The organism is Streptomyces sp. NPDC057697 (assembly GCF_042799335.1).
In the GTDB taxonomy this organism is placed as follows: domain Bacteria; phylum Actinomycetota; class Actinomycetes; order Streptomycetales; family Streptomycetaceae; genus Streptomyces.
In genome coordinates, this window is record NZ_JBHVJA010000012.1 from 227,101 (window position 1) to 251,305 (window position 24,205).

General features: G+C 70.9%; 22 protein-coding genes and 1 pseudogene. 13 read left to right on the forward strand and 10 right to left on the reverse strand.

Features of this window, described 5'->3' with window-relative positions; all coding sequences use genetic code 11:
- Positions 1 to 13 precede the first annotated feature (13 nt).
- Complete coding sequence (locus tag ACFVFH_RS27940; RefSeq protein ID WP_383773555.1) at positions 14 to 421, reverse strand: YciI family protein; 408 nt, start codon at positions 419 to 421, stop codon at positions 14 to 16.
- 323 nt (positions 422 to 744) lie between these two features.
- On the opposite strand from ACFVFH_RS27940, the gene ACFVFH_RS27945 reads away from it, so the two are divergent.
- The gene (locus tag ACFVFH_RS27945; RefSeq protein ID WP_383773558.1) at positions 745 to 1,527 is read left to right on the forward strand and encodes an isoprenyl transferase; all 783 of its coding nucleotides are present in this window, start codon (positions 745 to 747) and stop codon (positions 1,525 to 1,527) included.
- A gap of 253 nt (positions 1,528 to 1,780) precedes the next feature.
- Here the strand turns inward: ACFVFH_RS27945 and ACFVFH_RS27950 are convergent, their stop codons facing one another.
- From ACFVFH_RS27950 to ACFVFH_RS27970, 5 genes are all read right to left on the reverse strand, one after another.
- On the reverse strand, positions 1,781 to 2,707 hold the full coding sequence (locus ACFVFH_RS27950; RefSeq protein ID WP_383773560.1) for an RNA polymerase sigma-70 factor: 927 nt from the start codon (positions 2,705 to 2,707) through the stop codon (positions 1,781 to 1,783).
- Positions 2,704 to 4,011 carry an NAD(P)/FAD-dependent oxidoreductase gene (locus tag ACFVFH_RS27955; protein ID WP_383773562.1) on the reverse strand — a complete coding sequence of 436 codons (1,308 nt, stop codon included), beginning with the start codon at positions 4,009 to 4,011 and terminating at the stop codon, positions 2,704 to 2,706. Before ACFVFH_RS27955 ends, ACFVFH_RS27950 begins: the two co-directional genes overlap by 4 nt.
- A 121-nt stretch (positions 4,012 to 4,132) precedes the next feature.
- Positions 4,133 to 5,713 (reverse strand): alpha/beta hydrolase, encoded by a 1,581-nt coding sequence (locus ACFVFH_RS27960; RefSeq protein WP_383773564.1) that lies wholly within the window; start codon positions 5,711 to 5,713, stop codon positions 4,133 to 4,135.
- 408 nt (positions 5,714 to 6,121) lie between these two features.
- Positions 6,122 to 6,514: a VOC family protein gene (locus ACFVFH_RS27965; protein ID WP_383773566.1), complete on the reverse strand. Its 393-nt coding sequence runs from the start codon at positions 6,512 to 6,514 to the stop codon at positions 6,122 to 6,124.
- Positions 6,515 to 6,784: 270 nt separating this feature from the next.
- Positions 6,785 to 7,312 carry a GNAT family N-acetyltransferase gene (locus ACFVFH_RS27970; protein ID WP_383773568.1) on the reverse strand — a complete coding sequence of 176 codons (528 nt, stop codon included), beginning with the start codon at positions 7,310 to 7,312 and terminating at the stop codon, positions 6,785 to 6,787.
- A 311-nt stretch (positions 7,313 to 7,623) separates the two neighbouring features.
- On the opposite strand from ACFVFH_RS27970, the gene ACFVFH_RS27975 reads away from it, so the two are divergent.
- Together ACFVFH_RS27975 and ACFVFH_RS27980 are read left to right on the forward strand one after the other, a co-directional pair.
- A complete protein-coding gene (locus ACFVFH_RS27975) occupies positions 7,624 to 9,636 on the forward strand; it encodes a prolyl oligopeptidase family serine peptidase (RefSeq protein ID WP_383773570.1) in 2,013 nt (670 codons plus the stop codon).
- Positions 9,637 to 9,837: 201 nt separating this feature from the next.
- A complete protein-coding gene (locus ACFVFH_RS27980; RefSeq protein WP_383773572.1) occupies positions 9,838 to 10,971 on the forward strand; it encodes an FAD-dependent oxidoreductase in 1,134 nt (377 codons plus the stop codon).
- Between the two features lie 460 nt (positions 10,972 to 11,431).
- Here the strand turns inward: ACFVFH_RS27980 and ACFVFH_RS27985 are convergent, their stop codons facing one another.
- Positions 11,432 to 12,376: an aldo/keto reductase gene (locus ACFVFH_RS27985; RefSeq protein ID WP_383773574.1), complete on the reverse strand. Its 945-nt coding sequence runs from the start codon at positions 12,374 to 12,376 to the stop codon at positions 11,432 to 11,434.
- Positions 12,377 to 12,917: 541 nt separating this feature from the next.
- Between ACFVFH_RS27985 and ACFVFH_RS27990 the strand changes: the two genes are divergently transcribed.
- From ACFVFH_RS27990 to ACFVFH_RS28015, 6 genes and pseudogenes are all read left to right on the forward strand, one after another.
- On the forward strand, positions 12,918 to 13,346 hold the full coding sequence (locus tag ACFVFH_RS27990) for a DUF6083 domain-containing protein (protein WP_383773576.1): 429 nt from the start codon (positions 12,918 to 12,920) through the stop codon (positions 13,344 to 13,346).
- Positions 13,347 to 13,540: 194 nt separating this feature from the next.
- Positions 13,541 to 14,566, forward strand: coding sequence for an alcohol dehydrogenase AdhP (adhP, locus tag ACFVFH_RS27995; protein ID WP_383773578.1), 1,026 nt, complete (start codon positions 13,541 to 13,543; stop codon positions 14,564 to 14,566).
- A gap of 119 nt (positions 14,567 to 14,685) precedes the next feature.
- The gene (locus tag ACFVFH_RS28000; protein ID WP_383773580.1) at positions 14,686 to 15,939 is read left to right on the forward strand and encodes an amidohydrolase; all 1,254 of its coding nucleotides are present in this window, start codon (positions 14,686 to 14,688) and stop codon (positions 15,937 to 15,939) included.
- Positions 15,940 to 16,043: 104 nt separating this feature from the next.
- Positions 16,044 to 16,712 (forward strand): response regulator, encoded by a 669-nt coding sequence (locus ACFVFH_RS28005; RefSeq protein ID WP_383773582.1) that lies wholly within the window; start codon positions 16,044 to 16,046, stop codon positions 16,710 to 16,712.
- 234 nt (positions 16,713 to 16,946) lie between these two features.
- A pseudogene (locus ACFVFH_RS28010) lies at positions 16,947 to 17,225 on the forward strand (DUF1062 domain-containing protein); the annotation flags it as partial.
- A gap of 188 nt (positions 17,226 to 17,413) precedes the next feature.
- Positions 17,414 to 17,974, forward strand: coding sequence for an SMI1/KNR4 family protein (locus ACFVFH_RS28015; RefSeq protein WP_383773584.1), 561 nt, complete (start codon positions 17,414 to 17,416; stop codon positions 17,972 to 17,974).
- Between the two features lie 192 nt (positions 17,975 to 18,166).
- Here the strand turns inward: ACFVFH_RS28015 and ACFVFH_RS28020 are convergent, their stop codons facing one another.
- Positions 18,167 to 18,820, reverse strand: a complete 654-nt coding sequence (locus ACFVFH_RS28020) for a class I SAM-dependent methyltransferase (RefSeq protein ID WP_383773586.1) — start codon at positions 18,818 to 18,820, stop codon at positions 18,167 to 18,169.
- Between the two features lie 276 nt (positions 18,821 to 19,096).
- Here ACFVFH_RS28020 and ACFVFH_RS28025 point away from each other — a divergent pair, with 276 nt between their 5' ends.
- Positions 19,097 to 20,647: an FMN-binding glutamate synthase family protein gene (locus ACFVFH_RS28025; protein WP_383773588.1), complete on the forward strand. Its 1,551-nt coding sequence runs from the start codon at positions 19,097 to 19,099 to the stop codon at positions 20,645 to 20,647.
- A 209-nt stretch (positions 20,648 to 20,856) separates the two neighbouring features.
- On the opposite strand, the gene ACFVFH_RS28030 is transcribed toward ACFVFH_RS28025, so the two are convergent.
- Positions 20,857 to 21,477 carry an SRPBCC family protein gene (locus ACFVFH_RS28030; protein WP_383773590.1) on the reverse strand — a complete coding sequence of 207 codons (621 nt, stop codon included), beginning with the start codon at positions 21,475 to 21,477 and terminating at the stop codon, positions 20,857 to 20,859.
- Between the two features lie 185 nt (positions 21,478 to 21,662).
- Between ACFVFH_RS28030 and ACFVFH_RS28035 the strand changes: the two genes are divergently transcribed.
- Positions 21,663 to 22,325 (forward strand): TetR/AcrR family transcriptional regulator, encoded by a 663-nt coding sequence (locus ACFVFH_RS28035; RefSeq protein ID WP_383773592.1) that lies wholly within the window; start codon positions 21,663 to 21,665, stop codon positions 22,323 to 22,325.
- Positions 22,326 to 22,521: 196 nt separating this feature from the next.
- Here the strand turns inward: ACFVFH_RS28035 and ACFVFH_RS28040 are convergent, their stop codons facing one another.
- Complete coding sequence (locus ACFVFH_RS28040) at positions 22,522 to 22,923, reverse strand: hypothetical protein (RefSeq protein WP_383773684.1); 402 nt, start codon at positions 22,921 to 22,923, stop codon at positions 22,522 to 22,524.
- Positions 22,924 to 23,277: 354 nt separating this feature from the next.
- Here ACFVFH_RS28040 and ACFVFH_RS28045 point away from each other — a divergent pair, with 354 nt between their 5' ends.
- Both ACFVFH_RS28045 and ACFVFH_RS28050 read left to right on the forward strand, forming a co-directional pair.
- Complete coding sequence (locus tag ACFVFH_RS28045) at positions 23,278 to 23,694, forward strand: hypothetical protein (protein ID WP_383773686.1); 417 nt, start codon at positions 23,278 to 23,280, stop codon at positions 23,692 to 23,694.
- Positions 23,695 to 23,704: 10 nt separating this feature from the next.
- The gene (locus tag ACFVFH_RS28050; protein ID WP_383773594.1) at positions 23,705 to 24,085 is read left to right on the forward strand and encodes a nuclear transport factor 2 family protein; all 381 of its coding nucleotides are present in this window, start codon (positions 23,705 to 23,707) and stop codon (positions 24,083 to 24,085) included.
- The last annotated feature ends 120 nt before the right edge of the window (positions 24,086 to 24,205 follow it).

Consider the following 24,205-nt stretch of genomic DNA (forward strand, 5'->3'; position numbering starts at 1 on the left):
GGGGCATCGCAGATCACTCCGTGATGGTGGCCGCCGCACCCAGGAACGGGCGCACTTCGAGCCACTCGTGGATCGGCTTCCCACCGGCACCGGGGGCCGCCGACAGCTCCCCGGCCAGCTCGACCGCTCGCTCGTAGCTGTCGACGTCGATCACCATCCAGCCCGCGATGAGATCCTTCGTCTCGGCGAACGGGCCGTCGGTGACCGGCGGCCGCCCCTCGCCGTCGTACCGCACGAAGGTCCCCCCGGGAGCCAGCGCCTGGCCGTCGACGAACTCGCCGGTCTCTTCGAGCCGGGATGCGAAGTCCTCCATGTACCGCATATGGGCCGAGATCTCCTCCGGTGTCCAGCGGTCCATGGGCACGTCATTGACCGGGGTCGGGGCGCCCCGGTAGTGCTTGAGCAACAGGTACTTGGCCATGGTGGTTCTCCTCGGTGCGGGTGCGCCCCATTGTGGTCGCTTCATGGTGGGGACGGAGCAGGCCCGGCGTTCTCGACATCACCGTCGAGATTTTTTCGACGGCTCTTCGTGTGTGCCCGCGCACGTTCGGTGGCCGGCCGGGAGGGGCCCTCTCCGCCCGGCGGACCGTACCCGTACGCGCACCCTCGCCCCGACGGTCCGCCGCAGCACGCTCCCCTCTCCAACTGCCGCTCCGGTGAAGGCCGTTGAGGGAGCGCGCCGGGCTCGTCCCGGAGCCCTGATAAGGTCCGCGACGAGTATCCGCAACGCGATGGAGATGGTTCATGAGGCTGCTCCCGCTGTTCCTCCGCCGGCCGATCGAAGCGGTGTACGAGCGCCGACTGGCCACCACCCTGGCGGGGCTGCCACGCCCGCAGCACGTCGGGATCATGCTCGACGGAAACCGGCGCTGGGCACGGCAGGCGGGCCACGCGGACGTCCGGGAGGGGTACCGGGCGGGCGGCGCCAAGACGACCGAGTTCCTCGGCTGGTGCTCCGCCGACGGAATCGAGCGCGTGACCCTCTTCATGCTCTCCGACGACAACCTCGGGCGCCCCGCCGAGCAGCTCGGCCCGCTGATCGAGATCATCGAGGAGACCGTCCGGGACATCACGGCCGAGGGCCGCCCCTGGGAGGTCCAGGTGATCGGATCGCTCGACATGCTGCCCGGTGCCACTGCCCGGGTGCTCAAGGAGGCGACCGCCGCGACGGCGGGGCGCGGCGGGCTCAAGGTGGACGTCGCGGTCGGCTACGGCGGCCGACGGGAGATCGTCGACGCGGTGAAGAGCGCCTTCTCGGAGCACATGGCCGCGGGAGGCGACCCCGCCGAGCTGGTCGACCGGTTCGAGATCGAGGACATCTCCCGGCACCTGTACTCGCCCACGGCCGACCACACCGACTTCATCATCCGGACCTCCGGGGAACAGCGGCTCTCCGGCTTCCTCCTGTGGCAGTCCGCGTACGCCGAGATGCACTGGGTGGACTGCTACTGGCCGGCGTTCCGGCACGTGGACTTCCTGCGCGCACTGCGCTCGTACGCGAACCGCGAGCGGCGATTCGGCAAGTGACCGAGGCCGTCACGGGGGCGTCCGGCTTCTCGTCGAGGCACCCTGGGGCCGACGCCCCCGGGCGTCGGCCCTCCCGCCGATGACCGGCGCGCCCCCTGCTCCCCCCGGGTACCCCGCGGTCACTCCTTGATCGCGTTCCGTGGAGAGCTCCCCCCCGCTCGGCCGACGCCGCCGCGCCCGACCGGTGTCGGGGAACCGGAGCGGCCCCCCTGTCCGTACGCACCCACGCCTGTCCGTACGCGCCCACGCCCCTTCACCGCAGCGTGAGCGGCGTTTCGTCCCCGACACGGTCCAGTTTCTCGGGGTTGCGGACGTAGTAGAGGCCGGTGATGCGGGCGTCCTCGACGTGCACCGTCAGCACACCGTCGATCGTGCCGTCCTGGCGGACGAGGAGAGCCGGACCGCCGTTGACCACGGTGGGAGTCATCGTGATCCGGTGCTTGTTCTTGCCGAGAGCCCCCATCATGTAGCGGGCCACCTTGTCGGCACCGAGGGTCGGACGCCGCGAGGTCTGCTTGAGGCCACCCCCGTCGCCCACGAGGACGACATCGGGGGCCAGCACATCGAGAAGACCCCGCAGGTCCCCGGTTTCGAGCACGCGCCGGAACGACTCCAGCGCCGCCCGGGTCTCGCCGGGGGAGACCACCGTGCGCGGGCGACGGGCATCGACGTGCCGACGGGCCCGGTGAGCGATCTGGCGGACGGCCGCGGGACTCTTGCCGACGGCGGCCGCGATGTCGTCGTAGCCCACGTCGAAGACCTCGCGCAGTACGAAGACGGCACGCTCGGTCGGCGACAGCGTTTCGAGGACGAGCATCATCGCCATCGACACGCTCTCGGCGAGCTCGGCTGCCTGCGCCACGTCCGGCGAGGTGACCAGCGGCTCGGGCAACCAGGGACCGACGTACGACTCCTTGCGGCGCTTCATGGCGCGCAGCCGGTTGAGCGCCTGCCGGGTCGTGATCCGGACCAGGAAGGCACGGTGGTCGACCACCCGCGCCAGGTCGACCTCGGCCCACCGCAGCCAGGTGTCCTGGAGCACGTCCTCGGCGTCGGCCGCCGACCCGAGCATCTCGTACGCAACCGTGAAGAGCAGGTTGCGATGGGCGACGAAACTCCCGGTCGCCGGGTCAGCGGTGTGGCCGCTCCCGGCCGTGGAATCAGTGGTGCGCCCGCTCATGTCCCCGCCCCTCCCCGTCTCGGCCGGCCTCCGGACGCAGTCGGCCTCCGTGTCCGTACCCCGCCACAAGGTTCCTCCTCGTCCGAAGCCTCCGGGCTCCTGCGGATGCCCGGCGGGACCGCCCGTTCCCCGACACCCCCTGCTCGCAGCAGTCGCCGGCGCCCGGTGCCTCCCGGGACGCGGTGCAGACGATACGTACCGGGCTCGGCCGCCTCGTCGGACATGTGCTTGACGATGCCCCTGCACACCAGTTCCTTGAGCCTCGCCCCGGGGCCACCGGCGATGTGGAACCACAGCGCGACATCGGACCTGTGGGCGAACTGGAAGATGCCGGCGCGCCGCCCCAGGCTGATGCACTGGCCCGCGAACGCCTGGTTGAGCGGCGAGGGCCGCTCACCCGCGATGCGGCTGAGCACGGTGTCGGCGGCCCGTGCGCCCAACGGCATCGCGGCCTGGCAGCTCATCCGGAGCGGCAGGCCCGACGGTGCGGCCGAATCGCCGGCCGCGACGATGCGTACGTCGTCCACACTCGTCAGTGTCTCGTCCGTGAGCAGGCGGCCCAGGGCGTCGGTACTCAGTCCGCTCCGCACGGCCAGATCCGGAACACCGAACCCGGCGGTCCAGACGGTCACGCCGTTCGGCAGCGTGCGGCCACCGCTGAGCCGCACGGCGTCACGGGTCACCTCCGTCACCCGGGTGCCGGGGCCGTCGAGCACGGTCACCCCGAGCGCGCCCAGCCGCCGGGCGACCGAACGCCGGCCCCGCGGATGCAGATACGGGCCGAGCACCCCACCGCAGACCAGGGTCACGGACCGGCCGGTCTCCGCCAGCTCGGCCGCGGTCTCGATGCCGGTCGGACCGCCCCCGACCACCGTCACGGCGGCCGTCGGGGGCGAGGCGTCGAGCAGCGGCCGCAGCCGCGCCGCCTCCTCCAGGGTGGCGATCGGCCAGGTGAACTCGGCCGCACCGGGCACACTCGGTTCGGCGCTGCCACTGCCCACCGCGTAGACCAGATGGTCGTAGCCGACCGTGCCGCCACCCGCCAAGGTCACGCTGCGCCCGGCCGCGCCGATGCGGGTCACGGTGTCCACCACCAGCCGGACGCGTGCGGCGAGGACCTCCCGGTAGTCGATGACCGCCTCGTCGGATCCGCCCACCAGCTGATGCAGCCGGATCCGGTGGACGAAGGACGGGCGCGGGTTGATGAGCGTCACCGTCACATCGGCGCGCCTCGTCAGACGGTTGGCCGCGATGACGCCGGCGTACCCGCCGCCGAACACTACCACATCGACGTTCTCGGTCATGGTGTCTCCTCCGGTTTCGCAGGGTCGGCCTCAAGACACCGCCCGATCGATCCCTGTGACACCATGTGAGGCAGATCACGCCACGAGGGGTGATGCCGGCCTGCTCGGGGAGTCCGGTGGGTCAGTGACCCGGCTTGACGCAGGTCCGGTCCCGAGCGGGCAGCTTTCCGGTGGCGAAGTACCGGTTGACCGCGTTGTCCACGCAGGCATTGCCGTACTGGCCGTAGATCGCGTGCCGGTTGGCGCCCTTGAGGGTGAGCAGCTTCGAACTCGGCAGCAGGCCGTGCAGCGCCACACTGCCCGTGTACGGGGTGCGCGGGTCTCCGGTGGCGGCCACGATCAGCGCAGGGGTGTCGTGCCGCACCTCGGTGGGCTTCTCGACGGGACGGTCCCAGAAGGCGCACGGCCCTATGTTGTTGGTGAGGGGACCGAACAGGGCGTGCGAGGCCCGGCTGCGCTCGATGTCCCGCCAGTACCTCTCCTGGTCGCGGGGCACGGAGACATCGCCGCAGAGGATCGCGGTCTGCGCGCTGCCACTGCGCGACCCCTCACTCGTGAGCGCCCCCCGCAGCACCGCGGCGAACTGCGGTGACAGCTGGGTGGGCCGTCCCGCGGCGGCCTCGGCGAGCACGGACAGCTGCTCCCCGAACGCCGCTCGTGCCTCGTCCGTGTCGTCCGCGGTTCCGGAGAAGACCACGAAGGGCACCTGGGTGTCGTCGAGCCGGAACGAGTCCGCGCCGGTGCCGACGGTCAGCGGCCGGCGCGCGGAGGCCGCGACGATGCGATCGACGGTGGCCAGCACCTGCCCGCGTGTGCGCCCCAGACCGTAGACGCCGTGACGGTGCGCGGCCCAGGAGGCCCAGTCGGAGAGGGCCCGATCGTTCTCCCGCTCCACGCCCCGCATCAGCCGCGGGTTGTACCGGCGCGGATCCAGCGCCCCGTCGAGGACCACCCGGTCGTGGTGTCCGGGGAACATCTGGGTGTAGACGGTGCCCAGGTAGGTGCCGTAGGACCAGCCCAGGTAGGAGATCTTGCGCTCGCCGAGCGCGCCCCGGACGACATCCATGTCACGGGCCGTGTTCCGGGTGGTGACGTACGGCAGCACGGACGCGTTGGTGGCCCGGCACTTGTCGGCCAGCCCCTTCTGGAGGGCGACCTGGCGCTCGAAGCCCGCACGGCCCGGACCGGCCGAGAACATCGAGGAGCCGACCGGCCAGCCGCAGTCCAGCTGGGAGCTGCGGCCGACGAAGCGCGGGTCGAAGCCGATCACGTCGTAGCGCGCACCGGCCTCCTTCATGATCTGGCGAACGAGCGGGGAGTAGCCGATGCCGGGTCCGCCGGGGCCGCCGGTGTTGAACAGCAGCGAGCCGATCCGGTGACGGGTGTCGGTGGCGGCCAGCCGGGATATCGCGACCTTGAGGGTGCGTCCCCGCGGGTTCGCGTAGTCGAGCGGGACGGTCACGTCGGCGCAGCGCGCGCCGGCCCCGGCCAGTTCCTTGCCCGTCGTGTCGTCGGGGCCCAGGACACAACTGTGCCAGTCGAGGCGCTGATGGCGGAAGCGGTCGAGACCCGCCCCGGCCGTCACCGTTCCGGCGTCTGGTCCCGCGGCCGTCGCCGTCGCGCCGGGCAGTGCGGTGAAGCAGGCGGTGAGGGCGAGGCCCACGGCTGAGGCGCGGCGCACGGCAGCGCTGATGGTGGTCACACGGGCTCCTTGGTAGGTGCGTGAGGCTGTCGGCACAGAAGGTGATGGCGAGGGAGAGCGGAACAGGCCGCCCGGCCCGAACGTCCGGGCCGAGCCGCCCCCTCCTGAATCCGGCGGCGGTGCCGCACATCGGATTCCACCGGGTCCGGACCGGTCCGCCGTCCGGGCGGGCCGGTCCGCCGGGGAGTTCACGGCCGGAGCACGCCAGTACGTCCTCGCCCGCCCGCTGCCCCGGGCCTTCTCGTCATGCGCCAGCCTGTCACCCCACCTGACTCCGCGTCATCGTCCGTCGGCAGTACGGTGCGCGTACGTCAGGCGCCCTACACGGACCCCAGGACACGGCAGCAAGGCGTACGGCCGCTGCCGCGGGCCCCACCGAACGCGATGTGACGGGGGAGAGAGCCCGCCCTACTGCGGCTGTGTCGCGATCTGGATCAGGTTGCCGCAGGTGTCGTCGAAGACGGCGGTGGTCACGGGACCCATCTCCATGGGCTCCTGGGTGAACCGGACGCCGAGGCCCCGCAGGCGCTCGTACTCCGCCCTCACATCGGCGACGGCGAACTGGGCGAGCGGGATGCCGTCCTTGACGAGCAGGTCGCGGTAGGGCCGGACGGCCGGGTGGCCTGCGGGCTCCAGGAGAAGCTCGGTGCCACCGGGTTCGTCGGGCGAGACGACGGTCAGCCACCTGTCCTTCCCGCCCAGCGGGACATCGTGCTTCTTCACGAAGCCGAGTACCTCGGTGTAGAAGCGCAGGGCCTCGGTCTGGTCGTCGACGAAGACGCTGGTCAGGTGGATCTTCATGGAGTGTTCTCCTGTGGCGCGGATGAGTGGGGCACGGCCGTCGGCCGACGGTCCTTCGCGGCGGCCGACACGGTGAGGTGTGCGCGGCCCGCCCGGCGCGAGACGTCCTGCCGAGGGCTGGAGCCCGCACGCGCACGGATCTCGGACACCACCTGCCCGGACTTCTCCATGGGCCCGCCAGGGACGGCGTGGCGAGCGCGTCCGGTCAAGTCCTTGAGGAGTTCGTCGGCCATCACCACAGGCTAAGGGCTGCCGCGCTGCCGCCTGCCGTCACCGGAGGGCGACACGCAGATTCCGGACGTACCGGTCGAGCCGACCGGCGTCCGTGCCGGACGGCTGCTCGCCACGGATGAATCCGGCCCGTCGCGCCACCGCGGCGGACGCGGGATTCCCGGGGTCCACCTGGATCACCGCCTCCTTCCCGCCCTCACCGGCCGCGTACCGGGATGCCAGGAGGACCGCGCGGGTGGCCAGGCCACGCCCACGCCAGGAGGGATAGAGGCCGTACGCGACATTCACCTGGCCGGGCGCCAGGCCCGCTCCTGCGAACCGCAGGTCCACCGTCCCGGCGAGCGCTCCGTCGGCGCCCGCCCGGATCCCAAAAGCGCGCAGTGGCCCGGCAGTTTCCCACTGATCCAGGCAGTGCCGGACGTACGTTTCGACGCCCTCGCGCGTGCCGGGACCACCGTTGAGCCAGCGGATCAGCAGCTCGTCCTCTCCTCCGAGATGCGCTTCCACATCGTCAAGGCACAGCGCGGACAGCGTCACGACCCCGTCGGTCGGTCTTCCTTCATGCATTTTTGGATTCTCGACGCCGACGCTGCGCCGCACCATCGGATTTCCATGGGGCGCCGTGCAGGAGGCCCGGCCCGGGTGGCCCGGCCGAGCCTGCCCGCACCGCCCGACGCGACTGCATGCGTCCGACCGGCTGCCACTGATTGCGATGCCGGCCCGGAACGGGCCGGGCGGTGGGCGGCGGCCGGTCCGGCGCACGGCCGACAGCGGCCCGACCACCGCCGGACCCTGGAGAGCGCCGCCCCGAATCGCACCTGTGACAGGGCTTGTTACCCGCTGACACCCGTCTCGGCGCAGCGGACAGAATGATGCACATGATTTGCGATCCGAACAACGCCGTCCCGTTCCACGACCGCCTTGCCACACACTCCCGACTCGCCGGCCTGACCCTGTCGCCCGACGGCTCCCGCCTGATCGCTTCCGTTCGGTCGATCAACGATGCGGGAACCAGGCATGTCTGGAAGCTGTGGGAGATCGACCCCACGGGCGAGAGCGACAGCCGCCCCGTCGCCGAGGCCGTACAGGGCGACTGCGCTCCCGCCTTCGCCGCGGACGGGACGCTGCTGGTCCTCTCCGAACGCGAGCACACGGACTCCACCGGTGAAGGGAGCGACAGCGAGGGTATGTCGCTGTGGGCGCTGCCCGAACACGGCGAGGCCCGGCGGATCGCCCATCACCCGGGCGGCGTGGCCGACTTCACCGTCGCCGGGAACGCCGACACGATCGCGTACACCGCTGACCTGCTGCCCGGCACGGAAGATGCCGCGACCTACGCCGCCTCACGCCGCGAGCGCCAGGACGCCATGGTCGACGCGGTCCTGTACGAGGACGTCGCGGCCTGCGGCAGCGGAGCGGCCCTCGGACCGGACGAACCACACACATTCGTCCGGAACTCCGGCGGACCCCCGGTGAACGTCGGCAGCCAAGGCATCGAAGGCGCCGGCGATGTGGCGCTCTCGCCGGACGGATCGCTGGTGGCCCATACGCGGTCCCCGAACGGCGAGGCCCCGGACACGAACTCCGTGGTGGTCGCCGACGCGGCCACCGGCGCCCGGCGCGTCACCTTCTCGCGCCCCGGATACCAGTACTACCGCCTGGAGTTCACGGCCGACGGATCGGCACTGGTCTGCCAGCGCCAGCGGGAAGAGACCCACGACACGGAGTGGCGAGTCACGCTCGTCGCGTTCGACCTGGCCTCCGGCGAGGAGACCGACCTCCTGCCGGGGTTCGACAACTGGCCGTGGCCGGGGCGCGCGGTCCTCGCCCCGGTTCCCGGTGACGCCACGGTGTGGTTCACCGGGGACGAGCAGGGGCACTGCCCGGTCTTCCGCCGCGACGCGGACGGCACGGTCACCCGCCTCACCGCCTCCGGCGCGTACTCCGCACTGAACGTGTCACCCGACGGAGCCACCCTCTACGCGCTGCGCAGCACGATCGACGGCCCGCCCCAGGTGGTGCGGCTGGACACGACCACTCCCGATCAGCAACCCGCCTTCCTCAAGGGCCCCGGCAGCCTCGGACCCCTGCCGGGCACCCTCACCGAGGTGCGGGTACGGGCGGACGACGGCTTCCCGTTGCGCGCCTGGCTCGCTCTGCCCGAGGACGCCTCGCCCGACCGCCCGGCGCCCCTGGTCGTCGTCCCGCACGGCGGACCGCAGGCGTCCTGGAGCGCCTGGACATGGACCTGGAACCCCTGGCCGTTCGTGGCCCGTGGTTACGCGGTGCTGCTGCCGGACCCGGCGCTGTCCACCGGGTACGGACAACGGATGCAGGAGCGCGGCAGGGGCCAGTACGGCGGCCGGCCCTACCGCGACGTCATCGCGCTGACGGACGCGGCTCTGGCACGCGCCGATCTCGACGCGAGCCGCACGGCCTTCGCGGGCTGGTCCTACGGGGGCTATCTGGCCAACCGGGCGGCCACCCTCACCGACCGTTTCAAGGCGATCGTCTCGGCCGCCGGAATGTGGAACCTGGAGGCGTTCCAGGCGGAGACGGACCTGCACGCCTACTTCCGCGAGACCTTCGGTGACCCGAGGACCCAGCGCGATCGGTACGAGGCCAACTCGCCCCACTTCGACGCCGCGAAGATGATGACGCCGATGCTGATCGTGCACGGGGGCAAGGACCAGCGCGTCCCGGTGGGCCAAGCCCTCGGCCTGCACAGCGATCTGCGGCGGCTCGGCGTACCCGTCAGGTTCCTGCACTTCCCGGGCGAGGGTCACGTCATCGGGGCGCCGAACCACATCCGGATCATGTACGAGACGGTGCTGAACTTCCTCGACCACCATGTCCTCGGCCAGGAGTGGCGGCGCCCCGCGCTGCTCTGAGGGAGGCAGGAGCCAAGACCTGACTCGACCCGACCCGACCCGACCTGTCCGACCTGTGGCGATCCGGCACGCAGTGCGCGGTGTCGGTCATGTGTCGGGGCTGTCGGTCCGATGACGGCAGCCTGTCGGCGGGCCCTGGGATCTTTCCAGAGAACCCGCCGGGTGTCCGCCCGGCAGGCGCATCGGACTTAAGGAATCACCATGGCCACCGACATCGCGATCATTGGTGCCGGGCTCGGGGGACTGACCCTGGCCCGCGTCCTCCACGTCCACGGCATCGCGTCCACGGTCTACGAGGCCGAGACCTCCCCGACCGCCCGCATGCAGGGGGGCTTGCTCGACATCCACGACTACAACGGTCAACCGGCCCTGCACGAAGCAGGATTGATGGACGTGTTCCGCGGCCTCGTCCTGGAAGGCCGCCAGGCGATGCGGATCCTCGACCGGGACGGGAACGTCCTGCTCGACAAGGCCGACGACGGCACCGGCGGGCGTCCCGAGGTGGAGCGCGGCGAGCTGCGCCGGATGCTGCTCGACTCGCTCCCGGCCGGCACCGTCCGGTGGGGCCACAAGGTCAGCAGTACCCGCACCCTCGGCGAGGGCCGCCACGAGGTGACGTTCGCCGACGGAAGCACCCTCGTCGCCGGCCTGCTGGTCGGCGCGGACGGAGCCTGGTCACGGGTCCGGCCGCTGCTCTCCACCGCCACACCCGAGTACGCGGGCACCTCGGTCGTCGAGACCTATCTGTTCCACGCGGACACCCGGCACCCGGCCACCGCGAAGGCGGTCGGCGGCGGATCGATGCTCGTGCCCGCGCAGGGCAAGGAGATCTTCGCCCACCGGGAGACCGGCGACACCCTGCACGCGTACGTGGGGCTGGTGAGGCCGAAGGAGTGGTTCGATGCCATCGATTTCACCGATGCCACCACGGCCATGACTCGCATCGCACAGGAATTCGACGGCTGGGCGCCGGAACTCACCGCGCTGATCACCGACGGCGACACCGCACCGGTCCTGCGCCCCCATCACGCCCTGCCGACCGGGCACCGGTGGGACCGGGTGCCGGGAGCGACCCTGCTCGGTGACGCGGCCCACCTCACGATCCCGAACGGCGAAGGCGCCAACCTGGCCATGTACGACGGCGCCGAGCTCGGCAAGGCCATCGCCGGGCATCCCGACGACATCGAGCGTGCCCTCACCGAGTACGAGGAGGCCATGTTCCCCCGCAGCAGGGAAGCCGCCGAGGACGGCACGCAGCTCAACGAGTCCCTCTTCGGCTCCGACACACCCGAGAGCCTGATCAGCGCCCTTGCCGAGAACGGCGAGCCCCTGTGAGCGCTGCCCCGGCAGGCTCCTGACGAGGCGTCCGGTACACACGTCGTCGGCGCCCGTCATCCATCCGATCCGTCCGTCCCCGGGCCGCGCGTAAGCGGACCGGTGGTCCGACGCCTTCGGCGATGGGGCGGAGCCTTCCTCGCGACGGTCCGTGGCGATCAGGCGTCGGACGAGCCGCTGGACCATGGCGAGGGACTCGGCGCCGACGCCCCCGGTCGGAACGCGTGGCCGGGGGCGGGCGCAGGCCCCGCCGACCATCGACGGTGAGGCCCCGCCGTCGAAGGCCGCGGGAACCCTGCCGAGGCGCTTGTCCCGGTGGTCGGCCACGGGGCGGCCGCGGCGGCCGACTCGCCCGCGGCCGCCCTGGCCGGTGCCGCCACCGGAGGCTCCCTGCCCCGCCTCGGCACACTGGTACGAGGGAAGCGCCTCCTCGGTGTCGGCCCCTGCGCAGACGTACCGGCTACGCGACGGACACCGGTCCGACCGGCAACGTTCCGTCGAGTCCGCCCGGTTCCAGCGAGGTGAGGCCCGCCATCTCCTCCTCCGACAGCCGAAGCCTGCCGGCCGCCATGTTCTGCGCGAGGTGGTCCGGGTCGCCGGTGCCCGGGATCGCCAGCACATGCGGCCCCTGCTGCAAGGTCCAGGCCAGTCGTACCTGCGCGACAGAGACGCCGTGCGCGCGGGCGACGGCGCGCACCGACTCGTTGTCACGGGCGGCCGGACCCGCCTCGCGCCCGGAACCGGCGATCGCGAAGAACGGGACGAAGGCGAGGCCGAGTTCACCACAGCGCCGCAGAAGAGCCCGGTCCTCGACCGGCGCACCGATCCCGTACGGGTTCTGCACACAGACGACCGGGGCGATGGCCATGGCCTCGGCCAGTTGCCCGGCCGTGACATGGGAGACGCCGAGGTGGCGGACGAGTCCGGCTTTGCGCAGCTCCGCCAGCGCGCCGAAGTGCTCGGCGATCGAACCGGCCCGCCGGCTCGGCGGCACGCGCAGGTTCACCACGTCCAGGTGATCGCGGCCGAGTTGGCGCAGGTTCTCCTCGACCTGGTGGCGCAACTGGGCCGGGGTGGCCCACCACCACGCCCCCGAGGCGTCGCGGCCGGGCCAGACCTTGGTGGTGATGACCAGGTCCTCCGGATACGGCGCCAGCGCCCGGTTGATCAGCTCGTTGGCGGAGCGCGTCGCCGAGAAGTAGAACGCGGCGGTGTCGATGTGGTTGACGCCGAGCTCGACCGCCTGCCGTAGCAGGGCGATCGACCGATCGCGGTCGCGTGGTACGCCGCGGTCGAAGGGAGCGGTGCCGGTCAGGCGCATCGCGCCGAACCCGACACGGTTGACGGTCAGGTCACCGAGTCGCCACGTGGCTGTGGCTGCCGCTGTGTCCGTCTGCGGGCTCATGAAAGCGATCTCCTCTTGCGGGCCGGAACGGGGAACGGACGGGGTGGCGCGCCGGGTCGCCCGGCAGGTGTGTACCTGGCAGGTGAGTACCTTCGAAGCGGTCCACCGGTGCCGGGCCGGATCGGCCCCGGGCACAAAAAAAGCCTCCCCGGCGGACCTGGGTCCGCACCGAGAAGGCTTATGCGATGGCCTGCATCCTAGCAGGTAGGCCAGGCCACAGACCACCGGGGCGCAGGCGAGAGGGGTGCTGCGGGTGTATTTCCCAGGGGCAGGGAGGACCGGGCGCGTCCGGCGGGATGCGGCGGTGACGGCGGTACGGGCCGGGGTGGATGGCGGGCGGTCCCGATCGGCGTGCCGCCAGGGCCGTCCCGCAGCAGGTGTCGCACGGCCGGCCGTCGTATTCCGGCCCGTCGGCGTGGAGCCACTGATCCGATGCGCGCCTCGCAGGGCGCCCCACGTCACAGGGGTCTCGTGGTGCCTCACCCGGCACGACCGGATTGCGCCCTACCCACCACGATGTCCTGTCCGGACCCTGAGAACCATGGGGGACACCGAAAGCACATCAGGTCCGGACAGTACCGACCATACGTTCCACGCCCTCCTCGAAGGCGCCACGGCCCCTCGTCCGCCCGCCCCACCGGACTGCCCGTTCTGCGACCTCCCGCAGGACCGCTTCGCCACCCACTACGAAGGGCACTGGATTCTCCTCGAACCCCGCATCGTCGTCCCCGCCCACACCGTGCCCCCGCGCCGACGGTGGATCATCACCTCGGACGGAGCCGCCATGAACCTCTGGGACGCCGAACCCCTTCCCGGCACCCGGTGCCGGATCGCGCACCGGACCGTCTGCCCCTACCTCCGGCCCGAGGACCCCTGGCCCTGGACCGCCGCGCTCCGGCAGGAGAACAGGCGACGGGCGATGTACCTGTTCGACCTTCCCGGGGAGTGGGGTCTCCCCGGCGCCGGCTGACCGGGGGGTCGGTGCCGACCGCCGCATGCGCCGGGACAAGCCCCGCGCATCAAGAAGCCGCCCGCACCGACTGCGATTAAGCTTCTTGTCTTGAATGCGAAATATGTCCACATGCGGAATGTGGCTACGTGACATATGCCCACGCGGAATGTGCCCACGTGGGATACGCCCGTGCGGGCGAGAGGGGTAGCGCCATGAAGGCTGCGGTCGTGACGGACTTCTCCGAGCCCATGGAGATCCAGGAGCGTGAAACCCCGCGCCCCGATGCCCAACAGGTCCTGGTCCGGATGGAAGCCAGCGGACTGTGCCACACCGACATCCATGCCGCCGCCGGTGACTGGCCGGTCAAGCCGGATCCGCCGTTCGTTCCCGGCCACGAGGGGATCGGCATCGTCGAGGCCAGGGGAGACCGAGTCGCTCATGTGGAGATCGGCGACCGGGTGGCCATCGCGTGGCTGGGCCGGGCCTGCGGCCACTGCGACCACTGCGTCTCCGGCTGGGAGACCCTCTGCCTGGAACAGGAGAACAGCGGTTACTCCGTCGACGGTTCCTTCTCCGAGTACGCCGTCGCGCACGGCGACTACGTCGTCAGGGTTCCTGACGGCATCGACCCGCTGGACGCGGCCCCGCTCACCTGCGCGGGCGTGACCACGTACAAGGCGGTCAAGGTCGGCGGAGCGGCGCCCGGCAAGCGGGCGCTCATCTCCGGCATCGGCGGCCTGGGGCACCTCGCCCTGCAGTACGCGCGGATCGCCGGAGCCGAGACGATCGCCGTGGACGTCACGGACGAGAAGCTGCAACTCGCCCGCGACCTGGGAGCCGACCACGTCATCGACGCGCGCATCCAGGACGTCGCCGAGGAGACACACAAGGTGGGCGGCGCGGACGTCGCCATCGGCCTCGCCGTGTCCAACGCCTCCTTTCAGGCCGCGTACGGCTCCTTGCGCCGCGGCGGAACCCTCGTACTGGTGGCGTTGCCCGCGGAGGGAAAACTCGAACTCCCCGTCTTCGAGACGGTCCTGGAAGGCAAGCGCGTCATCGGTTCCATCGTCGGAACCCGGGAGGACCTCGCGGAGGTCTTCCGTCTGCATGCGCTCGGCCGCACGCGCGTCATTCGGGAGCAGCGGGCACTGGACCAGGTGAACGAGTCGATCGCGGACATCCTGGCCGGCCGTGTGGCGGCCCGGATCGTGTTCGACTTCGCGGGCCGCGGCGCGTGACGCCGAGGCCGCCGACGGCCACGGAGCCGGTGCCCCGCTCTCCGTCCCGTTCTCCGCTCGCGGTTCCCCGCCCCGTTCCCCGGGCACCGGAAAGTTCTGACGTAGAAGGGCCCGCAGACATGGCAGACGCAGAGATCGCCGGACTCGCGGAGATCCGCGACTACCTCGCCGACTTGTACCGGGACCTGCATCGGCACCCGGAACTGTCGCTCCAGGAGACCAGGACGGCGACCGTGCTCGCGAAGCGGCTGCGGGACGCCGGATTCGACGAGGTCGCCGAGAAGGTGGGCACCACCGGCGTGGTGGGCGTGATCCGCAACGGTGACGGGCCCGTGGTCATGCTGCGCGCCGACTTCGACGCCCTGCCGGTGGAGGAGAAGACCGGGCTGCCGTACGCAAGCACGGAGCGAGCCGTGGCGAGCGACGGCCGCGAGGTGCCGGTGATGCATGCCTGCGGCCACGACATGCACGCCACGTGCCTGGTCGGCGCCGCCACCCTGCTCGCGCGGTCACGTCAGGAATGGAGCGGGACGCTCCTGGTGGTGTTCCAGCCCGCCGAGGAACTCGCGGTCGGAGCCCGGGGCATGGTGGACGACGGTCTGTTCGAGCGCTTTCCCGCACCGCGGATCGTTCTCGGGCAGCATGTGGCGCCCCTGCCCGCAGGGTTCATCGGCTACGGCACCGGGCCGGTGATGGCATCCATGGACTCCCTCGACGTGACCCTGCACGGTCGCGGCGGCCATGGATCACGCCCCGAGGCGACGGTCGATCCGGTGGTGATGGCGGCCAACGTCGTCACCCGCTTGCAGGGCGTGGTCTCGCGCGAGGTTCCACCGGCCGAATCCGCGGTCGTCACGATCGGCCGCCTCCAGGCCGGTACCAAGGACAACATCATTCCGGACCGGGCCGAACTCGGCATCAACATCCGTACCTACTCCGCACACACCCGCGACCTGGTGCGTTCCGCGATCGAGCGCATCGTCCGCGCCGAGTCCGAGGCGAGCGCCGCCGTGAGCGAACCCGATCTGGACTGGTTCGGCAGCGCACCGGTCCTGGTGAGTGAACCCGCCGCCACCGAGACCACCATGGCCGCCTTCGCGCAGCACTTCGGACAGCAGCGGCTGCACACCATGCCGCAGGTCAACGCCAGCGAGGACGTCGGTGTCTTCGGTGACGTCCTGCACGTCCCCACGGTTTTCTGGTTCTGGGGCGGCCTCGAACCCGAGAGCACCATCACGGCCATTCGGGAAGGCCGATCCGACCAACTCCCCAGCAACCACTCACCGTTCTTCGCCCCCCTCATCGAACCCACCCTGAGCACGGGTGTCGAGGCCCTCGTCATCGCGGCCCGCACCTGGCTCGACCGCAGCTGACCCTCGGCGGGCACCGGATCCTGCCGCGTACGCTTCCGCGCCCCGGCCGAGCAACTCCCCGCCACGCGGCGGGTCATGACGCCCCTCGCCTAAGATCGGACGGCATGCGCATACTCGTCGTGCAGCACGACCCGGAGCTCGCGGCAGTGATGGCCGAGTGCCTGCGAAGGACCGATTTCGACGTGGACGTGGTGGGCGATCTCAGCGACGCCGAACGCAAGTTGGGCACCACCGGCTGCCACGGCCTCGTCGCGGATCGGGACCAGCCCGACGGGGACGCCCTCGGCCTGATCGCCGCCCATCGCCGTGCCGGATGGACCCGCCCGGTCATGATGCTCACGGCCGTCGATTCGCATGCCGAACGGACGGTTCTGATCGAGCAGGGGGTGGACGACTACGTGGTCAAGCCCTTCAGTACCGTCGAACTGGCCGGCCGGATGCGCAACCTCTGCCGCCTTCCGGTGGCTCCCGCCCAGGCGTCCCGGCTGCGCGTCGGCGAGCTGGAATGGTGCCGCCACGACGACGCGTTCACCTGCGCCGGGGCACCACTGCTCTTGACCGGCCCGGAGACCGCGGCCCTTCGGGCGCTGATTCTGGCCGGTGGCGCACTGGTCACCCGTGATCACTTGACCAGGTGCTGTGCTGCCGAACAGGACCGCCCGCCCGCGTACACCGTCGACACGGTGATCGGCACTCTCCGCCGTCGGCTCGGTCCTCCCGACCTGATCCGGTCCGTCCGCGGTATCGGCTACCGCCTGGTCGAGCCCTCCTGAACGCACGCTGCCGGCGGCTCGCGCCGGGCCGGGGACCCAGCGGCCATGCCGGGGCCGCGAACGTTCAGCCGGTCAGAGACCGGCCCGAGCGGTGCCCCGAGCCGGAAGCGGACTCCGTCGACGAGTACGCCGGAGGTCCGCACGCCCGTGCCGCCACCTGTCCGTGCCCGCCGACTCGTTGAGCGGCCCGACGCCTGCCGCCGACACGCACGTCCGGCCCCCTGCCGGACAGGGCGGAGCCCGGCGGTGCGGCGCCGCAACCGCATCGCCCTCGACTGGGACAACGCCTGGCGTCTGGACACCGGCGGATCGGATCACCTCGAACGTGAGGTGATCGATGTCTCGGTCCGCTTCGCGGCACGGATACCCGTGAGGCCGGTGCGGCTGATCGCCGAAGGCTGTGGCCTGCCGCGGGCCGAGGTCGAGCGACTGATCACGGAGGGGAAGGCCGTCTCAGCGGTCCGGCTGACCGGCAAGCGTTCCGACGACTTCACCTTCATGCTCAAGCGCTGAGCCCCATTCGGGCCCGGGGCCTGTCCGGCGGGATTCCACAGCCGGACAGGCCCTTCCGGCGCATCGGAGCGGACTCGGCGCACACCACCGCGCCCTTTCTGACCTGAGGGCCGGAACAGCGGAACGTGGGCCGGGGGCGTGTGCGGCTGGAGAAGCGTTGTCACTGCCAACTGGTACTAATGGGCCGCATGAACACCGAGCACGCAGATGCTGACGACCTCGCTGCGTTCCGTGCGGCCTTCGGCGTCGACGAGAACAATGAGTCCGCGCTGGGCTGGGGAGCGGTGCACGCCTTCGAAGCGGAGCACGGCATAGTCCTGCCGGAGCCCTACCGGACCTTCGTCGCCGAGATCGCCGACGGATCGCCCACCGGTCCTCCGGACTTCGGGCTGGTGGGGCTGGCGGAGATGCCCGGCGACTGGGGCGACGGCCGGGGGGAACGCCACCTGAGTCGGCCGTTCCCACTCACTGCGAGCTGGCTGTGGGACGAGGATCCGAGGCCGGAGGAGGAGATCGAGCCGATTCTGGACCAGATGTTCCATCACGGGACGATCGTTCTCGGGACGGACGGCTGCGGTATGTACTGGCACCTCGTCGTCACCGGTGCGCATCGCGGCCACATCTGGTTCATCGCCGGCGAAGGGGCGACCCCGTTCGGAGCCGAGTTCGGGTCCACCACGGCTGAACCCGGATTCGCGGGATGGGTCAGACACTGGGCCGCCAACAAGCCCTGGTTCGACGCGGCATGACCCATGGCGCGTGACCCATGACGCATGACGCGTGACGGGGCCCGTGGACAAGCGCACGGTGCGGCGAGGAGCGCCGGCTGCCGGGCCCCGGCGCCGCTGACCTGGGCCGGGTCGCCCGAGCCGTCCCACGCGAGCCCAAGACGATCCAGTACGGCCCGCCCCTGATCCACGGCCGTCGCCCGCCGATCGCCCTCAGCCGGGTGCGTCGGAGGAGTCCTCCAGCTGGAGCACGAGAGAGCTCCACCGGACGCTGTCCCGGCCATGGAGGTCGGAACGCTCGCTGCGCAGGACCGTCCGCAAGCGGTGTGCGGCGCCCAACTCGGCTGTCTCAGCAGGGGACACATCGAACATGTGGCGGCCTTCGGGCACGGGCCCGTGGCGGAGGTTGACGAAGAACCGGCCGCCGGGCATCAACAAGGCCGCGACCCTGGCCATCGCCCGCTCGCGTTCCCCGGCGTCCAGGTGCATCCATACCGCAGTGGCGAAGATCGCGTCGAACCTGCCCGGTTCCTGAAGCAGCGCCAGGCCGGGCAGCACGTCGTCGACCCAGTCGATCGCACTGTCCGCGTGGACGCGCTGCCCGTGGATCCGCAGCTCCTTCGTCGGCTCGACAGCCACGACGCCGTGCCCCAGGGCTGCCAGCGCGGCCGCATCGCGCCCCGTGCCCGCGCCGATGTCGAGGATCCGCGCAGGCGCCGGAGGCAGCAGGTCCAGTACGTCACAGTGGACCTCGCCGAAAGTGACCTCCTCGTACTGGACAACCAGCCTGTCGGCCTCCCTGGCATACCCCGCGGTTCCCCCGACCCGGCCGGTGCCGTCCCCGTGGGCGGCCGATCGATCATCCATGGCGGGAGACTACCGGTCGACGGATTCCGCCCGGCAAGCACGGCGCCCCCCCGGAACCAAGGGCGATACCGCCGCTGTCAGCTGTGCCGACCAGCGCGTGGAGCCGCCGGACTCACACACCCTGCCAGGTCCGCGCATCCGCGAGACCTCTAACATCATGTGGCGTTTCGTCGTCGGACGCCGATGCCTGCCCGGCCGGGTCCGCCGCCCAACGCTCACGACGTCCGCCGCACAGCGATGGAGTCGGGTATCGAGCAACTGAGGAGAGGAACGTTCATGCGCGCTCGGAGCATCGGCGCGGCCGCCGCAACAGCATTGGCTCTGGTGGCCGCCCGCGATCTCGTCCAGAAGAAGCATGCACTGCTGAGGAACTTCCCCGTGATCGGGCACGCCCGGTACCTGCTGGAGACGATCGGGCCGGAGCTGCGCCAGTACGTCGTCACCTCCAACGAGGAGGAGCGCCCGTTCAGCCGCGACCAGCGCACCTGGATCTACGCGTCGGCGAAGGAGGAGAACAACTACTTCGGGTTCGGAACCGACGTGGACGTCGAGCACGTGCAGGGGCACGCGTACGTGAAGCAGCGCACGTTCGCCGGTACGCTGCCCGACCTGCACGACCCCCAGGCACCGCTGCCCTCGGCCAAGGTGCTGGGCGGTCCCCGCGGGCGTGCCAAGGCGTTCCGGCCCGCGAGCATCGTGAACATCTCCGCGATGAGCTTCGGGTCGCTGTCCGGCGCCGCCATCACGGCGCTCAACAAGGGCGCGGCGCTGGCCGGCGCGATGCAGAACACGGGCGAGGGCGGCCTCTCCCCGTACCACCGCAACGGCGGTGACCTCATCCTCCAGATCGGGACGTCGTACTTCGGCTGCCGCAACGAGGACGGCACGTTCAGCCTCGACAAGCTCAAGGCCGTGGTCGCGGGCGCCCCGGTCAAGGCGATAGAGATCAAGCTCTCCCAGGGAGCCAAGCCGGGGCTCGGCGGAATGCTGCCGGGCGCGAAGGTGACCCCGGAGATCGCGAAGATCCGCGGTATTCCGGCAGGCAAGGACTGTGCCTCTCCGTCCCGGCACACCGCCTTCCACGACGTCGACTCGATGCTCGACTTCGTGGAGCTGCTCGCCACCGAGACCGGCCTCCCTGTCGGGATCAAGAGCGCGGTGGGCGAGATGAGCTTCTGGCAGGAGCTGGCCACGCTGATGGCGCGTGGTGACCGCGGGGTCGACTTCGTGACCATCGACGGAGGCGAAGGCGGCACCGGGGCGGCTCCCCTGATCTTCACCGACTCGGTGTCGTTGCCGTTCCGAATGGGCTTCTCCCGCGTCTACAGCACGTTCGCCGAGCAGGGCCTGACCGACAACCTCACCTTCATCGGCTCCGGCAAGCTCGGCCTGCCCGAGAACGCCGCCGTCGCCTTCGCCCTGGGCGTCGACATGATCAACGTCGCCCGTGAGGCGATGCTGTCCATCGGCTGCATCCAGGCGCAGAAGTGCCACACCGACAAGTGCCCCACCGGCATTGCCACGCAGGACCCGTGGCTGGTTCGCGGCGTCGACGCGCCCTCGAAGGCCACCCGGGCCGCCGTGTATCTGCGCACCCTGCGCAAGGAACTGCTGAAGGTCTCGGGAGCCGTCGGCGTCGCCCACCCGGCACTCATCACCACCACCGACATCGAGATCATGAACGGCGACTACGACGCCCGCACCCTGGCGAGCGTCTACGGCTACAAGGAAGGCTGGGGCGAACTCGGCCCGGAGCTCGCCCAGGAGATCACGACGCTGCTCACCACCCGGCCGACCCCTCTCCCGAAGCCCGCGACCGATGCGTGACGAGTTGCCGGTGCCTGGTCTGCGGGGCCGGCCGGTGGCTTCCGGGAATGGTCCAGCCTGACGCGTATGCCCCGCGCCGCGGGCGGGGCTGTCGCCGGGCCGACCCCGCACCGCGCGGGCCGGGACGGGAGCGGCCGAGGACGGATGAGTGTGGGAGCCGGCAGGTCTCCCGGGACATGGGCCCGGGAGACCCGTAGTTCTCTACTTGGTCAGTTCCACCGGCTGCCGGCGCCCGCCTCGGCCGTGGTCTTCAGTTCGCGCAGCCATGCTTCGAGGCCCTGACGCAGGATCTCCGTCGCGGTGGGTACATCCGCGTCGACCTGCGGGCCGGTGTGGGTCTCCTCGGTGCTCACCCGGACGCCGCCCTTCACCGCGGTGAAGTTCCATACGTGGACCCCGTCGATGTGCAGCCCCTCTGCGACCGCGGGCCCGGACCAACGGATGCAGGAGTTGGGCCTGAGCTGCTCGACGGTCGACGTGATCTCCAGCTCGGTCGCCGGGGTCGCGGGGTTGGCGGGAATCGGGGACACCCACCGGAACGCCGAGCCCTTCCGGAAGGGGCCGTGATCGAGGCGTTCCGCCGTCTTGACGGCGGTCTGCCAGGACGGCCAGCGTGCCACGTCCGTCTGGAGTTTCCAGACGGCACGCAGCGGTGCGTGGATCACGGTCTCGGTCCTGTGGCGAACACGCGCGTCGGGGTCGACGCCTTCCCCGCGGCAGGTGAGGGACGCACCGGTGTGGCGATGGGCGGCTCCGGCGGGCGCGGCCGCGGCGCCGAGGACAGCGAGGGCGATCGGGACGGTGAGCAGGGCGGTGCGGATTCCGGGCATGGACTTCCCCTTGTCGATTGCCGGGGGCGGCGAGCAGGACGGGCGCGCGCCACGCTCCGAACGAGCTAGAAGCTAGCGTGTTCGTTAGAAGTTATAACTGGAGCGTGATGGGGGGCAAGACCTTGCGTGATAGCTTCTAACGAAAACTTGAGCATGCAGCAAAGGGAGCAAGGGAGTTGGCGGGCATGGGAGAGCCGGACCCGAAGACCCCGCGGGAGCGGTACCGCGCCCAGGTCCGCGCGGAGATCAAGGAGCACGCCTGGAAGCAGATCGCGGCGGCGGGAGTGCCCGCGCTCTCCCTCAACGCGGTTGCCAAACAGATGGGCGTGAGTGGCCCTGCGCTCTACCGCTACTTCGCCGGCCGTGACGAACTGATCACCGAGCTCGTCCGGGACGCGTACCAAAGCCTCGCCGACACCTTCCGTACGGCCTTCGCGGCGGGCGCCGACGTGGCCGGGCTGGCGCATGCCCTGCGGGAGTGGGCCCTGGAAGATCCTCAGCGCTACTTCCTCATCTACGGGACCCCCGTGCCCGGCTATCACGCCCCCGACGACACCACGAGGATCTCCTCGCAGATCATGACCACCCTGCTCGACGTCTGTGCGGCGCACACCGCGGAAGGCCCCGCGACACCGTTGACACCGTTCGGCGCCCACCTGGAAGAGCATCGGGACTGGGCCGACGGCCACCCCGCCACCCCCGCCGCCCTGCACCGCGCCCTGACCTTCTGGACCAGGCTGCACGGCGTCCTGTCCCTGGAACTCTCCGGACACTTCAGGGGAATGGGAATCGACCCCGCCCAGCTCTTCGCGGCCGAACTCGACGACCTGCTCGCGCAACGGTCTTGACGTCAGCCGCTCACCCCGGGCGCAGCCGCGGTGTGTGAGGCATGCCACGAGAGGCACGGGCCGATGCGCCGCCGGGGATCTCCCGGCCACATGGATGCCTTCTGCCGGTTCCGGCGGAGCATGAGACAACACGGCGGACCCGAGCACGCGAGAGTGCGGGACGACGCGGTCCCGACACCGACACGGGCATCAGCCCTCACGGCAGGTCCGTACGCCCCCACCAGGCCGGGCGTACCGGTACTCCGTCCGCATAGCGCTCTACCGGCGGAGCCGGTGGCGGAGCGGGCACCGCCCCCGCCGAATCCGCCTCGGCCTCGGGCGGGGCCGCCTCCGCGGGCGGCGGGGCCGGTGCGGCGCTGTCGTCCAGCAGCTCCGCCACGGTGAACCGGGTGCTGAAGGACTGCCAGGCGCCGTCGATCACCAGCAGGAAACCGTCGCTCTCCCGGAAGAGCCGACGGCGCTTCGGACTTCTGGGGTGCTCCGGCGTATGCCTCCGGGCGCGCCGCTCCAGCTCCACCAGGGCCTCTTCACGCGTGCCCTCCACCTGCGCCAGCACATAGGCCTCCGCGTGCTTGCGTTCCCCGACGCCCACGGTCATCTCGATGACCAGTCCCCAGATCGCCACGCCTCGGCCCTTCCGTTCGAATCCAGGGAGAGCCTAGAGCGTGCTGCGAAAGGCTGCGAGTGCCGTCCCACCGCCTCCAACCGCCGCCCAACCGCCCACCGGCTGACCTCCGAGCGCCGGGCGAGGACGCCGAGACCGTGACCGCGGAACGGCCCAGAACATGCCGTCGCTCGGCGAGCTGGCCGCCGGTACGCCGCAGTGGCCGGGGGGCTGCCCGCACGCTCTGCGTCTACCGCTAGAGTGCGATGCTTGTTCGATTCGCCGTGAGGCGGAGGGGTGGGGGTTATGAGTGCGCATCTGAGAGATACGGCCCATGAGTTGGCGGAGATTCTTTGGCGGGAACACACCGTGTACCGGGAGCGGTCCGGCGGTGTGGTCATCAGGGGCGAGCATGTACGGCGGTGGATCAGCCTCGCTCCGTCGGGCGGCCGGGACGAGGTTCTCGTACGCGCGGGGCGCATCCTGGACGGTGGCACCACCGCTCCGGCGCGTTCGGAGGCCGTGGTGCCCCTGTCGGCCAGTACGAGCATGATCGCTGCTACCTGTCGTCGTCTGCTCGCCGAGACGGCGGCCGATGCGGAGCCGGTCACGGCGCAGGCAGCACCTCGACGGTCCGGTCGTTCCGGCAAGGCCGCGAGGCCCAGACGCAGGGGGAAGCACACGAGTTTCAGTTCATGGGTGATCCTTGTCTGCGTCACCGGGGCGATAGCCCTGTACGCGTACAGCGCCGCGGCGCACGGCTGAAGCGGGGTACTTGGCCGCCGGTGGCCCCGGTGAGGCCTCGTTCGACCCGCTCGCCCGCTTCTTCGCACCCGACGTCGAACTGCACCAAGCGAATGCTCTGCCGTACGGAGGCACGTGGCGCGGGCATGACGGGATGGCGCGGTTCTTCCTCGCGATGGGGGAGGCGTGGGAGACGTTCGACCTGTCCGAGCAGAAGTTCCTCGCCACGGGGGAGACCGTGGTCGTGCTCACTCAGGTCCGCGCCCGCGCTCGTGCGACCGGCCGTGAGCTCAGCTTCCCGCTCCTGCAAACGATCACGGTCGAGGACGGGCTGATCACCGAGGTGCGTCCTTTCCACTGGGACACACAGGTCGTTGCGGACGCCTGCGCGGCGTCCGTACCGGCTCCCTGAGACGGGCGGCGAACCCGCTGGAGAAGGCCACTTGTCGAGGGTCGAGCACCCTGACACCCGCCGAGCACCCGCCGGCGGATCGCCCCCCCCGCCATTACTTCCGAGGTAGTCGACGCGGTG